Genomic DNA, 14,150 nt, shown 5'->3' with positions numbered 1-14,150 from the left:
GCAGGATGACCGGGTGAACGATCGCCGACTGCTCGTGACCCTCCCCGGCAGCACCCTCCTCGACGCCGTGAACGCCGAAGGCGGCTTCCCCGACGACGTCGACGTCGCCCTGTGGGATCTCGACTCCCCGCCGCCTGCCGCCGAGATCGACCTCGTGGTGCCGCCGTACATGGGGTCGTCGGCGAAGCTGGGCGCCCTCGCGGGCGTCCGCACGCGGCTCGTCCAGTCCCAGTCGATCGGCTACGACGACGTCGCCGCGAACCTCCCGGCCGGCCACGTGTTCGCGAACGCGGCCTCCGTCCACGAGACCTCGACCGCCGAGCTCGCCCTCGCCCTGATCCTCGCGGCCCAGCGGGGCATCCCCGAGTTCGTGCGCGCCGCGGTCGAGGGCCGATGGGCGCCCGAGCGGCGCGCGAGCCTCGCCGACCGGCGCGTGCTCCTGCTCGGCACGGGCGGCGTGGGACAGGCGATCGAGGACCGGCTCGCCCCGTTCGAGGTCGCGCTCACGCGCGTCGCGAGCCGCGCGCGGGACGACGATCGCGGGCACGTCCACGGCATCGACGAACTGCCCGACCTGCTCCCCCGCGCCGAGATCGTCATCGTCGGCGTGCCGCTGACCCACGCGACGACCGGCCTCGTGGACGCCGCGTTCCTCGCCGCGCTCCCCGACGGCGCGCTCGTCGTGAACATCGCGCGCGGACGGGTCGCCGACACCGCGGCGATCCTCGCGGAGGCGGCGAGCGGACGCCTGCGCTTCGCGCTCGACGTGACGGATCCGGAGCCGCTGCCCGAGGGGCATCCGCTCTTCGCGCTCCCGAACGTGCTGATCTCGCCGCACGTCGGCGGCGCGTCGACCGCGATGATGCCGCGCATGGCGCGGCTCGTCCGGCGGCAGGTCAAACGGATGCTCGCGGGCGACGAGCCGGTCAACGTGGTGCTGGGGGCGGACCGATGAGCTTCGACCACGCCTTCGACTGGGTGCGCCGCCACGTCGCCTCCGGCGCGCTGCCCACGGCCGTGCTCGGCGTCGCGGATGCCTCGGGCATCATCGCGCTCGACGCGTTCGGCGGGGCATCCGCCGACGACCACTACCCGCTGTTCTCGATCACCAAGCCGATCGTCGGGCTGGCGGCGCTGCATCTCGTGGAGGAGGGGCGCCTGACCTTCGAGACACCGCTCTCGGCGGCGCTTCCCGCGTTCGGCGCGGACCGCGACGACGTCGTGCGGCTGCGACACCTGGCGAGCCACACCTCGGGCATCCCGGAGCCCGCGCTCGACGCACCCGACCAGCGCGGCGCGCTGCTCGCGCCGGGCCGGGACTTCGCGGCCGGCACGACGTCGCGGTACTCGACGGTCGCGTTCGAGGGCATCGGCGCGCTCATCGAGCACGCGAGCGGCGAGTCCCTCGACGCCCGCGTCGAGCGCGTCGGCGCGCGGGCCGGGGCATCCGGCTTCACCTTCGAGTCGGATGCCTCGCGCCACACGCCCGTCGACACGGCCGCGCAGGGCGTGGACTACGCGGCGTTCACGACGCTCCGCGCGCCCGGCGCCGGGCTGCTCGGGCGCGCCGCGGACCTGCTGGCACTCGGCGGTGCGCTGCTGCGGGACGACGGGTCCGTCGTCGCGCCCGTGACCGCCGCCGCGATGCTCCGACCGCTGACCGCGGGCCTCCCGAAGCTCGAGCCGTACGTCGCCGAGCGCGGGCAGGACTGGGGCTTCACCTGGAACCTCCGGCACTCAGCCCCGGGCCTGCTCGCCCGCGACACGTACGGCCACGGCGGATGGGCCGGCACCGAATTCTGGATCACGCCGTCGCTCGGCACCTGCTTCGTGCTGCTCACGAACATCGCGGGCGGGTTCGGCCGGTTCGGCGTCGACGCCGACGAGCTGCACAACGCGATCGCGGTCGCCGGCTGAGCTGCTGGCCGGCTGGTCTGCCGGCCGGCCGGGAGGCGGACTTACGGTCCGGATGCCTGCGGCGCCGGGCTCGACCACGGCGGCGGCGTAGGCTCGACTCCATGGCCGCTCCGGCAGAACCACGCGTCGCCCTGTACTTCGACTTCGACAACATCGTGATCTCGCGATACGACCAACTCCACGGCGACGGCGCCTACCGCAAGGACACCTCGCGATCGAAGGCGGCGAACCCCGGCCCCAAGACGGCCGAGCGGCTCGTCGAGGCGACCGTCGACGTCGACGCGGTGCTCGACTTCGCGGCGACGTTCGGCACGATCGCGCTCGCGCGCGCCTACGCCGACTGGTCGACCCCGGTGAACGCGAGCTACCGCGGGCAGCTCATCGATCGCGCCGTCGACCTCGTGCAGCTCTTCCCGCTGTCGGCGACGAAGAACGGCGCCGACATCCGCCTCTCGGTCGACGCCGTCGAGGACCTCTTCCGCCTCGACGACCTCACGCACATCGTGATCGTCGCGGGCGACAGCGACTACGTCGCGCTCGCGCAGAAGGCGAAGCGGCTCGGCCGCTACGTGGTCGGCATCGGCGTCGCGGGCGGCACGAGCCGCGCGCTCACGGCCGCGTGCGACGAGTACGCCGACTACGACGCCCTGCTGTCGACCGATGCCTCGGTCGACGAGGACGAGGGGGTCGAGCACGCCGAGGCCGAGCCCGCCGCGGCCGAGGCCGTCGCCGCCGCGCCCGCGAAGTCGTCGCGCAGCCGGGGCGGACGCCGGGCGAGCGGGTCGGATGCCTCGGGCGCGAAGTCCGGCAGGGGCGCGGAGGCCGATGGCGGCGAGGCATCCGCCGTGCCCGTGGCCGCCGGACTCGCGGTCGCGTTCGCGGCCCCGCCCGCACCCGGCGAGGAGCCGGCCGTCACCGGCCCGTCGCGGAACCCCGGACGCCTGCTGTTGAAGGCGCTCGAGCTCCTGCGGTCCAAGAGCGACGAGGAGTGGCAGCCGTCGGGTGCGGTGAAGAACCAGATGCTCCGCATGGACCCGTCGTTCCAGGAGCGCCGGCTCGGCTTCGCGTCGTTCACCGACTTCCTCCGCTCGCGCGGCGGCGTGGTCGAGCTGGACGAGCAGAACCGGGTCCGCATCCGCCCGAAGAAGGGCTGACGCCCCACGGTGGTCGAGTAGCGCCGACGCGCAGCGGCGACGCGTATCGAGACCACGGAACCCGACGGGCTCGCCTGGTCTCGATACGCGTCCGGCTCCGCCGGGCGCTACTCGACCACCGGAGGAGTCCGGCTCCACCGGGCGGTACTCGACCACCGGAGGAGTCCGGCTCCACCGGGCGCTACTCGACCACCGGAGGGACGCTACGCGTCCACCGGAGGTGCGACGAGATGACTCAGATCACGCCGAGGGCGAGCATCGCGTCGGCGACCCGGAGGAAGCCGGCGATGTTCGCACCCACGACGTAGTCGCCGGGCGCGCCGTACTCGTCGGCCGTCTCGGCGCAGCGCTCGTGGATGCCCTGCATGATCTCGGCGAGGCGCGCATCGGTGTACTCGGCGCTCCACGAGTCGCGCGACGCGTTCTGCTGCATCTCGAGCGCCGAGGTCGCCACGCCGCCGGCGTTCGCGGCCTTGCCCGGCCCGAAGAGCACTCCGGCCTCGCGGAAGATCTCGGTCGCCTCGGGGGTCGTCGGCATGTTGGCGCCCTCGGCGACCGCGACGACGCCCGCGCCGACGAGCACCTTCGCGTGCTCGGCGCCGAGTTCGTTCTGGGTCGCCGACGGCAGCGCGACCTGGACCTTGTGCTCGCGCGCGATCTCCCAGACCGGCAGGCCCGGCAGGTAGGTCGCGCCGGGGCGCTCGGCGACGTACGCGTCGATCCGCGCGCGGCGGACCTCCTTGACGTCCTGCAGGAGCGCGACGTCGATGCCGGCCGGGTCGTAGATCGAGCCGCCCGAGTCGGAGGCGCCGATGACGCGACCGCCGAGGGCGTGCACCTTCTCGATCGAGTAGATCGCGACGTTGCCCGAGCCGGAGACGAGCACGTCGAGGCCGTCGAAGCTCTGGCCCTTGGTCTCGAGCATGTGCTGCGTGAAGTACGTGGCGCCGTAGCCGGTCGCCTCGGTGCGCATGAGCGACCCGCCCCACGTGATGCCCTTGCCGGTGAGCACGCCGGACTCGTACTGGTTGGTCATGCGCTTGTACTGGCCGAACAGGTAGCCGATCTCGCGCCGGCCCACGCCGATGTCGCCGGCCGGGACATCCGTGTACTCGCCGATGTGGCGCTGGAGTTCCGTCATGAACGACTGGCAGAAGCGCATGACCTCGGCGTCGCTCTTGCCCTTGGGGTCGAAGTCGCTGCCGCCCTTGCCGCCGCCGATCGGCATGCCGGTGAGGGCGTTCTTGAAGATCTGCTCGAAGCCGAGGAACTTCACGGTGCCGAGGAGCACGCTGGGGTGGAAGCGCAGGCCGCCCTTGTACGGGCCGAGCGCCGAGTTGAACTGCACGCGGAAGCCGCGGTTGATCTGCACGCGGCCGCGGTCGTCGACCCACGGCACGCGGAAGATGATCTGCCGCTCGGGCTCGCAGATGCGCTCGAGGATCGAGGCCTCGACGTACTCGGGGTGCTTGGCGAGCACGCGGTCGAGCGAGTCGAAGACCTCGCCCACCGCCTGGTGGAACTCGGTCTCACCGGGGTTGCGTGCGAGGACGCTCGCGTAGATGTCGGAAATGGCGCCGGTCACGGCCATGGTCTGCTCCAGAGGGGAGTTCAAATGGGAACCGCTCGCGTCGAAGGGCGCGGCGGAGAGGGATGCCGCGCTCGGGGGTGGGGGGCACGGGAGGTCGCGCTTGGTGTCGCGCGAAGGGGTCGGTCTTGCCTCTGGCTGGGGACCACGTCGACCCGTCGCCGCAGTCAACTGTACACCGTGTGTTTCCGGGAAGTTTCATGTGGTCCGACCATGCCGGACGCACGGATGGCCCGGGCGTCGCCCGGGCCATCCGATCGGAGTCGCGGCCGCGGTTACGCGGAGGCCTCCAGGCCCGACACCGCGGACGCCTCGGTGAGGCGGGCCAGTTCGTCGGCCCCGAGCTCGAGCGCGAGCGACGCGAGGAGCGGCCGGAGCTGCTCGACGTTGCGCGCGCTCGCGATCGGCGCGGACACCGACGCCTGCTGCCGCAGCCACGCGAGCGCGACGGCCGCGGCCGGCGCCGCGTGGGATTCCGCGATCTCGTCGAGCGCCTCGAGCACCGCGAGGCCGCGCTCGTCGAGGTACTCCGCCGCGGCCCGGGCGCGGACGCTGGCCCCGTCGGCGGTCGTGTCCCCGAGGGCGCGGTACTTGCCGGTCAGGAACCCCTTCGCGAGCGAGAAGTACGGGAACACCGCGAGGCCCTCGCGCTCGGCGCGCGCGCGGAGCGCGCCCTCGAACTCGCGCTCGACGAGGTTGTAGTGCGGCTGCAGGGCGACCGCCCGGTGGAATCCGTGCTCCTCGGTGACCCGGAACCACTCGTCGATGCGCTCGGGCGTGTAGTTCGAGATGCCGATCGCGCCGACCTTGCCCTGGTCGACGAGCGCCGAGAACGCGCCGACCGTCTCCTCGAGCGGCACCTCGGGGTCGTCGAAGTGCGCGTAGTAGAGGTCGATCCGGTCGGTGCGCAGGCGCTCGAGCGAGGCATCCGCCGCCGCCGCGATGTTGGCGGCCGCGAGCCCGCGGAACTCGGGGTGCTGGCTCACCTTCGTCGCGATCACGACGCGGTCGCGCGCGCCGCGCGACTCGGCCCACTCGCCGATGATCCGCTCGGACTCGCCACCCGTGTGGCCGGGCACCCAGGCCGAGTAGCCGTCGGCGGTGTCGAGCGCGGCGCCGCCGCCGTCGACGAACGCGTCGAGCACGGCGAAGGATGCCTCGCGGTCGGCGGTCCAGCCGAGCACGTTCGTGCCGAGCACGAGCGGGGCGAACGCGGGTCCGGATGCCCCGAGGCGGGCGTCGGCGACGGGCTGGGCGGTCTCGGTCATGGGGCTCCTTCGTGGATGGCTTGTTCCCAGACTCCAACCGGGCGCAGCGCCTGTGCAATCCCGACCCGCGGGATGTGTCGGCGCGTGACCGTCACGCGCGCGGGTCGACCAGGCGGAATCCGGGCAGGCCGCGGCGCGCGATGAGCCATTCGGCGATCAGGAGGTTCGGGATCCAGCAGAGGAACGGCACGAGCCCGTACGCGTTCGCGAACGCGGCGTCGAAGTCGAACCCGCCCTCGGCGAACGGGACCTGCGCGAACACGAGCAGGCCGATCCACAGCCGCAGCGTGACGGCACCGTACGTGAGTGCGAAGGCCCGCATCATCCAGGCCCGGTGCGAGCGGATGTCCCGCCGGCGGATGGCGCGCAGCGCGAGCCATCCGCTCGCGAGCCAGCACAGGCCCATCGCGCCGAAGCCGACCAGGCCGGCCAGTCCCGCCTTGCTGAACGGTGCGATGACGAGCGCGCACACGCCGGCGACGCCGATCGCCAGGAGCGCGACCGCGCCCATCCAGCGGTGCACCTTCGGGAATCGGTTCCGCAGGCCCGCCCAGAACTGGAAGGGCGAGACGACGAGCGCGATGCCGCCCGCGACGATGTGCGCATAGAACGCGGCCTGCGCGAACGCCGGCGCGTGCTCGTACGTCCTCGCGAGGCCGACGCCCTGCTCGGAGAGCGCCTGCAGCGAGCTCATGAGGTACGGGCTCACCGAGTAGACGGCGATCGCGAGCGAGCTGAGGGCGAGCCAGGTCCAGCCGATGCGGCGGCCGACGGCGCCGCGGGCGGGTGCGGGGGCGGGCGTGGGCGTGGGTCCGGGCAGGGAGGTCGCGCGGCGGGCGGGTGCGGTGGTCATGCTCGGCAAGCTATCGACGCAGCCGAGCGGGCCGGCAGGGGGACAACCCCCGGATCGATCGCGGCCCACCCACGGTTCCCCTGTGGCCCGACCACATCTGCTACCGTGGTCTGACCATGAGAAGGGGGATGGCGATGGCCGCCGACGCACTCGTCACCGACGCCGGGATCACGCGCCTCGCCCAGGCCGCCTCCCGCCCGCCCGCAGACCCGCGCGCCTGGCAGGTCGTGCTCGAGCACATCGAGTCCCGCCTGCTCTCAGGCGACCTCGTCCCCGGCCAGCACCTCCCCGGCGAGCGCGCCCTCTCCGCCGAACTCGGCGTCGGCCGGTCCAGCGTCCGCGAGGCGCTCCGGGTCCTCGAGGCGATGGGACTCATCCGCACCGCGACCGGGTCCGGGCCGACCGCGGGCGCGATCATCATCTCCACGCCGGGCGGCGCGATGAGCTCCCTCATGCGCCTGCAGGTCGCCGCGCGCGGCTTCCCGGTCGCCGACATCGTCCGCACGCGTCTCGTGCTCGAGGCATCCGTCGCCGGCGACCTCGCCCTCGCGAACCCGCCGGCCGACCTCGTCGACGCCGAACTGCTGCTCGAGGCCATGGACGGCGAGTCCCTCTCCCCCGACGAGTTCCTCGCGCTCGACGCGCAGTTCCACCTCGCGCTCGCGGAGGCATCCGGCAACCAGGTCGTGGCCGCGACCATGGCCGGCCTCCGCAGCGGCATCGAGGCCTACGTGCTCGACGGCCTCTCGCACATCGACGACTGGGACGCGACGCGCAGACGGCTGCGCCACGAGCACCGCAGCCTCGTCGAGGCGATCCGATCGAAGGATGCCCCGCTCGCGAGCCGGCGCATCCACGACCACATCTCCGGCTACTACGCCGAGACCCTCCCCGACCACCACGCGCAGACGATCCAGGAGTGACCACGATGGTGCAACGCCAGTTCCCCAACCCGCGCGAGCTCGCCCAGCTCATGCGGTTCAAGACCCCGACCGCCAACCCGACCGACCGCCGGCTCGAGAAGGCGCTGACGATCGCCGACCTCCGCGACATCGCGAAGCGCCGCACGCCGAAGGCCCCGTTCGACTACACCGAGGGCGCCGCCGAGGGCGAACTCTCACTGCAGCGCGCCCGTCAGGCGTTCCAGGACGTCGAGTTCCACCCGTCGATCCTGCGGAACGTGCCCGTCGTCGACACGACCCGCGAGGTGCTCGGCGGCACCAGCGCCCTGCCGTTCGGCATCGCCCCGACCGGGTTCACGCGCCTCATGCAGACCGAGGGCGAGATCGCCGGCGCGGGAGCTGCGGGCGCCGCGGGCATCCCGTTCACGCTGTCGACGCTCGGCACGACCTCGATCGAGGACGTGAAGGCCGCGAACCCGAACGGCCGCAACTGGTTCCAGCTCTACGTCATGCGCGACCGCGAGATCTCGTACGAGCTCACCCGCCGCGCGGCCGCGGCGGGGTTCGACACGATCTTCTTCACGGTCGACACCCCGGTCGCGGGTGCGCGCCTGCGCGACAAGCGCAACGGCTTCTCGATCCCGCCGCAGCTCACGCCCGGCACGATCATCAACGCGATCCCGCGCCCGGCGTGGTGGATCAACTTCCTCACCACCCCGCCGCTCGAGTTCGCGTCGCTGTCGACGACCGGCGGCACGGTCGGCGAGCTCCTCGATTCGGCCATGGACCCGACCATCTCGTTCGACGACCTCGAGATCATCCGCTCGATGTGGCCGGGCAAGATCGTCGTCAAGGGCGTGCAGAACGTCGAGGACTCGAAGAAGCTCGCCGACCTCGGCGTCGACGGCATCGTGCTGTCGAACCACGGCGGCCGCCAGCTCGACCGCGCGCCCATCCCGTTCCACCTGCTGCCGCACGTCGTGCGGGAGGTGGGCAGCGACCTCGAGGTGCACGTCGACACCGGCATCATGAACGGCGCCGACATCGTGGCATCCGTCGCGCTCGGCGCCCGGTTCACGCTCATCGGCCGCGCCTACCTGTACGGCCTCATGGCCGGCGGCCGGCGCGGCGTCGACAAGACGATCTCGATCCTGAAGGGCGAGGTCGAGCGCACGATGAAGCTCCTCGAGGTCGCGAGCCTCGACGAGCTCGGGCCGCAGCACGTCACGCAGCTCACCCGGATGCAGCCCGTCGCGCGTCCGATCGCGGCCGCGGCCGAGCTGGCGGCCGCGGCGCGGCCCACGACCGTGCGCGCGAACCGGTCGACGGCCGCGAAGGCGTCGAACGCGAACGCGCCGGCCGCGAAGGCGCCGGCCGCGGCGAAGCCCGCGGCGCGCAAGCCCGCGGCGAAGCCGGGGCCGAAGGCCTGACGGGACGGGGCGAGCGGGGCCGCGTCGATCGAGGCGTCGCCCCCTCCCCCGAATGGGGCGGTGTCCCCGCCGCCCCGCCCCCGGGATCATGAGGGCATGACGAAGCTCGAGGAGCCTCCCGTCCACGTCGCCACGGCCCACGGGCCCGACGACGCCCTCGCACCGGTGCTGATCGACCACCTGATCATGCACGGCAGCGCCTCCCGGACCGAGCTGTCCACGGTCACCGGTCTCGGCCGCACCGCGGTCGCTGGGCTCACCACGCGTCTCAAGGACGCCGGCATCCTCGTCGATGCGGCCTCCGCGGGCGACGGGCGCACGGCCTCGGTCGAGCTCGCCGCGCGGACGCACGTGATCGTGACCGCCGAGCTCGCGGTCGACGAGGCCGTCGCGACCGTCGCGGGCCTCGACCGCGCCGAGCTCTCGCGGTTCACGGTGCCGCTGCACGACGTCGCGGCCGCCGATGTCGTCGGCGAGCTCGCGACCGCGATCGACCGGGCGCTCGCGAGCGCCGCTCGCGGCCACCGGCCCGTCGTCGACCTCGCGGTCGTCGTCGACGGCGGGGTCGCCGGGCGCCCGCCGGTCGCGATCGGCAGCACCAGGCTCGGCATCGAGCCGGTCGACCTGCTCGGCGAGCTCGCGGTCCGCTCGTCCGCGATCCGGGCGCTCATGGACTCGACCTCGCTGGTCTCCGCCGCGCACGCGGCCGCCGCGGCCGAGTCCGCGGTCGGCGGCGATCCCGACCTGCTCGTCATCGGCGGCGACGGCGGCATCCACGCCGCCGCACTCGAAGGCGGCCGCCCGCGTGTGGGCGCGCACGGCTTCGCGACCTGGTTCGCGCACCTGCCGGTCGTCCCGAACGGCTCGAAATGCGCGTGCGGGCAGCGAGGATGCCTCGCCACGGTCGCCGACGCCGCCGGCGTGCTCGAGCACGCGGGCCTCGGCGAGCTCGATCGGACCGCGGGCCGCACCGCGGCGCTCACCGAGCTCGTGCGGCGCATCCACGACGCCGACGACCGTGCCAGGTGGGCGTGGCTCGACGCCGCGCACTGGATCGGGCGGGCGCTGCAGTTCGCCGTCACGGTGCTCGATCCGGGCGAGATCGTCGTCCGCGGCTACTGGGGCGAGCTGCTCGAGGACATCGAGACCAGCTACCGCGACAACCGGCCGACCATCGCCGGGGAGGCGCTCGTCGGCATGCCCGGGTTCGTCTCGGCGGAGGCCGGGCACGACGCGGCGATCGCGGGCGCCCGCATCATCGCGCGCGAGCGGCTCCTCGCCGACCCGCTCCGGCTCGCCGTCTGACGACGCGCGAGCGACGCCCGCAGTGCAGAGATTCGGCCATCCTCCGCTCACAGGGGGATGAGGCCGATTCTCATGCAATCGGGATGCCCGGCGCGCCCGCGACCGCGCCGCCGGCCGCGTCGGGCCCGTCGAGCACCAGGCGGCGCCGCACCTGCCGCTGCACGAGGGTCAGCGGCTACGGCTTCCGCTGCCGCCGCACGCGGGCGGCCTCGGCATCGGTCGGCACGACGATCGATTGCGCCACCACGCCGGCTGCGATCTTCTTCGCCCACCCTCGCGCCTGCTTCGCCTGCACGCGATGGCGCTTCAGGAGCTTCGCGTTCGCCTTGGCGCGCTCGGCGATCTCCCCCGGCGGCACGCCGGGCGCGAGGACGTTCGTCGGCACCCGACCGGAGCGACCGCGTGCGCCGCCGGAGGCCGACACGCCCCGGCGCGGGGTGGTCGCCGCGGCCGCCCGCTGCAGTCGCACGGTCGCGCGGGCCGCGGTGCGCGCGGCGCGCCGGGGCGAGTGTCCCAACTGCTCGCGCGCGGCGCGACGGGCCAGGTCCGCATCGGCCACGGCCAGCGACAGGCGGCTGCGGCGCCGGCTCCGGGGCATCCGCTTCGCGAGCTTCTCGGCCTCGCGCGAGGCGACCTTCGCCGCAGAGATCGCGGCCTTCGCCTGCTTTCGCTCGGTACGGTTCGTGCGCGCCATCTCAGCCCTCCGCGTCGATCGGTTCGAGGAGCTTCCGCGCGGCAGCGCGGATCTCGTCGTGGTCGAACAGGTCGGCCCGGCTCTCCAGGGCGTTCAGCTCCACGGTCATGCCTCCGGTCTACGCCGACGCCGGACGACCCGGCAGGGGGTTGCGCAAGGGCACCGGATGCGCCTCGCGTGCGCGTTCCTCGTCCCGACCTCCCCTGAACCGAGGCCCCCTGAAACCGAGGCCCGCCTGAACCGAGGCCCGCCTGACCGAGGCCCGGCGCCGCGTCATCCGATGCCGCACCGGGAATGGCGGGCGCCGCGGGGCGCTTGCACACCCCATGAGCCAGTTCGAGGACCGGTACCCGCCCGCGACGGCGGTGGACGACACCCGCACCATCGACCTGCTCATCGAACACCTGCGCTGGTCGGTGATCGACCTCGGGCACCACGACCTCGCCGAGGGCGAGGCCCGGCACGAGGCATCCGACGCGTCGCGCTTCCACTTCGTCATCTCCGGGCACGTCGACCTCGAGCACGACGGCGTCGTCTACCGGCTCGAATGCGGCAACTTCGCCCTGCTCCCCCGCGGCGGCCGCGCGACGCTGCGCGCCTCGTCGCGCGCGAGCGTCATCAGCACGTCGCTCGCGCTCACGGGCGGGCACCCCCTGATGACCCGCGCGATGCCGCCCGTGCTGCACTCGTCCGAGTTCCGGCAGCAGGAACCCGGCTTCGCCGCCCTGCTCGACACCGTCCACCGCGAGGCGGCCCTCGGCCGCCCGGGCGCGGACACCGTGATCGCCGGACTCACCGACGTCGCCGTCTCGGCCGCGATCCGATTCTGGCTCGAGCACGGGTGCGGGAGCGCCCGACCGTGGCTCGCCGCGGCGGAGGACGGCAACCTGGGCCTCGCCCTGGCCGCCATCCACGACGACCCCGGCTCGCCGTGGACGGTCGCCTCCCTCGCCCGCGTCGCCCACGCGTCGCGCTCGCAGTTCGCGGAGCAGTTCCGTACCGCCGTCGGCGATACGCCCGCCCGCTACCTCGCGCGCGTCCGGATGCGGCAGGCCGAGCGGATGCTCCGCGAGGGCCAGCCCGTCAGCGGCATCGCGTACCGGCTCGGCTACGAGAGCGAGGAGGGCTTCAGCCGCGCGTTCCGCCGGCACAGCGGCGTCGCCCCGAGCCGATGGCGACGGGCCGCGCTGTAGCCCGTCGCCTGACCCGGAGTCGATCCGAAGGGGTCCCGCCTCAGCGGCGCGACCGCGGCCTCGCCGCGGTGAGCACGAGCGCGCCCAGCACGGCCGAGACGCCGCCGACGAGGAACGCCGACTGGACGCCGACCGAGTCGACGAGCACGCCGCCGACGATGGCCCCGATGGTGATGGCCGTCTGGAACGCGGCGACGACCAGGCCGCCCGCGCTCTCCAGCCGGTCGGGCGCCACGACCGCCATCCACGACTGGATCATCGTCGGGATCGCCCCGAACCCCGCTCCCCACACGGCGACGGCGACGAAGGTGGCGACGACGTTCGCACCGGACACGGCGAAGAGGATCGTCGCCAGGCCGATCGCCGCGGGCGCGCCCAGCACCAGCGCGCCGAGACGCCGGTCGGCCATCGGCCCGGCGATGAGGTTCCCGACGAACGAGGCGACGCCGAAGATCGCGAGCAGGACCGCCAGCAGCGCCGGGGTGAACCCGTCGATGGTCTCGAACGCCGGGCGCACGTACGTGAATCCGGCGAAGTGGCCGCCCGAGATGAGCACGATCGAGAGGATGCCGAGGGCGACGACGGGTCGCACCGCCGTCTGCGCCAGCGTGCGGAACCCGGGCGCCCCGGTCGGCGGCACCGACGGCAGCGTCGCCAGCTGCACCACGAGCGCGACGACGCCGACCGCCGCCGCGCCAAGGAACACCGCGCGCCAGCCGACGAGGTCCCCGAGGAACGCCCCGGCGGGGACGGCGGCGATGGTCGCCAGCGACAGGCCCATGTTCACGATCGTCATGGCGCGGCCGAGCCGGTCGGCGGGCACGAGCTGCGCCGTGACGGCGAGCGACATGGCCCAGAACCCCGAGATCGCGAGGCCGAGCAGGAGGCGCGAGGCGAGCATCAGGCCGAACGCGGGCGACAGCGCGACCAGCACGTTCGAGACCACCGCGAGCGAGGTGAGGCCGACCATCACCCAGCGACGATCGAGCCGGGGCAGCGCCGAGACGACGAGCGGGCCGCCGACGATGCCGATGAGGCTCGTGGCGGTCACGAGCTGGCCGGCGACGCCCTCGGTGATGCCGAGGTCGGCCGCGATCGGCGACAGCAGGCTCGCGGGGAGGAACTCGCTCGCCACCATCGTGAAGATGCCGAGGCCGAGGGCGACGACCGCCGCCCACGCGGCGCGCTGCGGCGGGGCGGCGGTCGCGCCCGCGGCGGTCGCGCCCGCGGCGTCGGGCGAGGCGGATGGATCGGGGAGGGTCGTCGAGCCGGTGCTCGGCAGGTTCGTGGACATGTCGCTCCTTGAGGGTCGGATTCCACCCTCGCGAAAGCGCCCCGCGGGCGCCCGACCGTTCGTCGGCACGACCCGATCGATCGTCCGGCGCCCACGCCCGTCCCCGGGGGGCGAACGGGGCGTCCTGCGCTCAGGCGGGCCGGGAGAAGAGGTTGACGAGGTTGCCGTCCGGGTCGCGGAACAGGGCCGACCGGTTGCCCCACGGCATGGTGGTCGGTTCCAGCACGATGTCGGTCAGGCTCGGGCTCAGCTGCGCGAATCGCGCGTCGACGTCGCCGACGAGGAACTCGATGATGACGCCGGATGCCCCGCCGGGTTCCGGAGCGGCCGCACCGAGCATTCCGACGGTGGCGGGGTCGGCGATGGCCAACGTGGCACGTGCGGTGCGGATCTCGGCGAACACCGGGACGGGCCTGGACGCCTCGAGGCCGGTGACGAGTTCGTAGAAGTCCGCGAGGCGGGCGACGTCGCGGGTGATGAGGCGGATCGATGCGAATTCCATGCTTCGATCCTCGAGCGCGCTCGCGACACCGTCCTGTCGGTGTTTCCCCA

General features: G+C 73.6%; 13 protein-coding genes. 7 read left to right on the top strand and 6 right to left on the bottom strand.

Annotated features, from left to right (window positions below; all coding sequences use genetic code 11):
• Positions 1–13 precede the first annotated feature (13 nt).
• The 3 genes from ACDF64_RS05980 (at position 14) to ACDF64_RS05970 (ending at position 3,071) form a co-directional block, all read left to right on the top strand.
• Positions 14–955 carry a 2-hydroxyacid dehydrogenase gene (locus ACDF64_RS05980; protein WP_394554080.1) on the top strand — a complete coding sequence of 314 codons (942 nt, stop codon included), beginning with the start codon at positions 14–16 and terminating at the stop codon, positions 953–955.
• A complete protein-coding gene (locus ACDF64_RS05975; RefSeq protein ID WP_394554077.1) occupies positions 952–1,917 on the top strand; it encodes a serine hydrolase domain-containing protein in 966 nt (321 codons plus the stop codon). Before ACDF64_RS05980 ends, ACDF64_RS05975 begins: the two co-directional genes overlap by 4 nt.
• Before the next feature lie 101 nt (positions 1,918–2,018).
• Complete coding sequence (locus ACDF64_RS05970; protein WP_394554076.1) at positions 2,019–3,071, top strand: NYN domain-containing protein; 1,053 nt, start codon at positions 2,019–2,021, stop codon at positions 3,069–3,071.
• A gap of 235 nt (positions 3,072–3,306) precedes the next feature.
• Here ACDF64_RS05970 and gdhA read toward each other — a convergent pair whose 3' ends face one another.
• The 3 genes from gdhA to ACDF64_RS05955 all read right to left on the bottom strand — a co-directional run bounded on the left by gdhA (position 3,307) and on the right by ACDF64_RS05955 (position 6,780).
• Positions 3,307–4,656, bottom strand: coding sequence for an NADP-specific glutamate dehydrogenase (gdhA, locus tag ACDF64_RS05965; RefSeq protein WP_394554075.1), 1,350 nt, complete (start codon positions 4,654–4,656; stop codon positions 3,307–3,309).
• A gap of 278 nt (positions 4,657–4,934) precedes the next feature.
• On the bottom strand, positions 4,935–5,927 hold the full coding sequence (locus ACDF64_RS05960) for an aldo/keto reductase (protein ID WP_394554074.1): 993 nt from the start codon (positions 5,925–5,927) through the stop codon (positions 4,935–4,937).
• 91 nt (positions 5,928–6,018) lie between these two features.
• A complete protein-coding gene (locus tag ACDF64_RS05955) occupies positions 6,019–6,780 on the bottom strand; it encodes a DUF2306 domain-containing protein (RefSeq protein ID WP_394554073.1) in 762 nt (253 codons plus the stop codon).
• A gap of 134 nt (positions 6,781–6,914) precedes the next feature.
• On the opposite strand from ACDF64_RS05955, the gene ACDF64_RS05950 reads away from it, so the two are divergent.
• From ACDF64_RS05950 to ACDF64_RS05940, 3 genes are all read left to right on the top strand, one after another.
• Positions 6,915–7,703 (top strand): FadR/GntR family transcriptional regulator, encoded by a 789-nt coding sequence (locus ACDF64_RS05950; RefSeq protein ID WP_394554071.1) that lies wholly within the window; start codon positions 6,915–6,917, stop codon positions 7,701–7,703.
• A 5-nt stretch (positions 7,704–7,708) separates the two neighbouring features.
• Entirely contained in the window at positions 7,709–9,112 is a 1,404-nt protein-coding gene (locus tag ACDF64_RS05945) for an alpha-hydroxy-acid oxidizing protein (protein WP_394555053.1), read from the top strand.
• 96 nt (positions 9,113–9,208) lie between these two features.
• On the top strand, positions 9,209–10,417 hold the full coding sequence (locus ACDF64_RS05940; protein WP_394554069.1) for an ROK family protein: 1,209 nt from the start codon (positions 9,209–9,211) through the stop codon (positions 10,415–10,417).
• 175 nt (positions 10,418–10,592) lie between these two features.
• Here the strand turns inward: ACDF64_RS05940 and ACDF64_RS05935 are convergent, their stop codons facing one another.
• Positions 10,593–11,111, bottom strand: a complete 519-nt coding sequence (locus ACDF64_RS05935; protein ID WP_394554068.1) for a hypothetical protein — start codon at positions 11,109–11,111, stop codon at positions 10,593–10,595.
• A gap of 326 nt (positions 11,112–11,437) precedes the next feature.
• Here ACDF64_RS05935 and ACDF64_RS05930 point away from each other — a divergent pair, with 326 nt between their 5' ends.
• Positions 11,438–12,304 carry an AraC family transcriptional regulator gene (locus ACDF64_RS05930; RefSeq protein WP_394554067.1) on the top strand — a complete coding sequence of 289 codons (867 nt, stop codon included), beginning with the start codon at positions 11,438–11,440 and terminating at the stop codon, positions 12,302–12,304.
• A 40-nt stretch (positions 12,305–12,344) separates the two neighbouring features.
• On the opposite strand, the gene ACDF64_RS05925 is transcribed toward ACDF64_RS05930, so the two are convergent.
• Both ACDF64_RS05925 and ACDF64_RS05920 read right to left on the bottom strand, forming a co-directional pair.
• Positions 12,345–13,598, bottom strand: a complete 1,254-nt coding sequence (locus tag ACDF64_RS05925; protein WP_394554066.1) for an MFS transporter — start codon at positions 13,596–13,598, stop codon at positions 12,345–12,347.
• Between the two features lie 130 nt (positions 13,599–13,728).
• A complete protein-coding gene (locus ACDF64_RS05920) occupies positions 13,729–14,100 on the bottom strand; it encodes a VOC family protein (RefSeq protein WP_394554065.1) in 372 nt (123 codons plus the stop codon).
• Positions 14,101–14,150 lie beyond the last annotated feature (50 nt).

It is taken from the genome of Agromyces sp. MMS24-JH15, assembly GCF_043518605.1.
In the GTDB taxonomy this organism is placed as follows: Bacteria; Actinomycetota; Actinomycetes; order Actinomycetales; family Microbacteriaceae; genus Agromyces.
This window is presented reverse-complemented; position numbering and strand designations above follow the sequence as displayed.

Excerpts from the sequence above, each read along its gene's own strand:
- ACDF64_RS05975 (WP_394554077.1), top strand. The coding sequence starts at position 952 with ATGAGCTTCGACCACGCCTTCGACTGGGTGCGCCGCCACGTCGCCTCC.
- ACDF64_RS05970 (WP_394554076.1), top strand. The coding sequence starts at position 2,019 with ATGGCCGCTCCGGCAGAACCACGCGTCGCCCTGTACTTCGACTTCGAC.
- ACDF64_RS05960 (WP_394554074.1), bottom strand. The coding sequence starts at position 5,927 with ATGACCGAGACCGCCCAGCCCGTCGCCGACGCCCGCCTCGGGGCATCC.
- ACDF64_RS05955 (WP_394554073.1), bottom strand. The coding sequence starts at position 6,780 with ATGACCACCGCACCCGCCCGCCGCGCGACCTCCCTGCCCGGACCCACG.
- ACDF64_RS05950 (WP_394554071.1), top strand. The coding sequence starts at position 6,915 with ATGGCCGCCGACGCACTCGTCACCGACGCCGGGATCACGCGCCTCGCC.
- ACDF64_RS05945 (WP_394555053.1), top strand. The coding sequence starts at position 7,709 with ATGGTGCAACGCCAGTTCCCCAACCCGCGCGAGCTCGCCCAGCTCATG.
- ACDF64_RS05940 (WP_394554069.1), top strand. The coding sequence starts at position 9,209 with ATGACGAAGCTCGAGGAGCCTCCCGTCCACGTCGCCACGGCCCACGGG.
- ACDF64_RS05935 (WP_394554068.1), bottom strand. The coding sequence starts at position 11,111 with ATGGCGCGCACGAACCGTACCGAGCGAAAGCAGGCGAAGGCCGCGATC.
- ACDF64_RS05930 (WP_394554067.1), top strand. The coding sequence starts at position 11,438 with ATGAGCCAGTTCGAGGACCGGTACCCGCCCGCGACGGCGGTGGACGAC.
- ACDF64_RS05925 (WP_394554066.1), bottom strand. The coding sequence starts at position 13,598 with ATGTCCACGAACCTGCCGAGCACCGGCTCGACGACCCTCCCCGATCCA.
- ACDF64_RS05920 (WP_394554065.1), bottom strand. The coding sequence starts at position 14,100 with ATGGAATTCGCATCGATCCGCCTCATCACCCGCGACGTCGCCCGCCTC.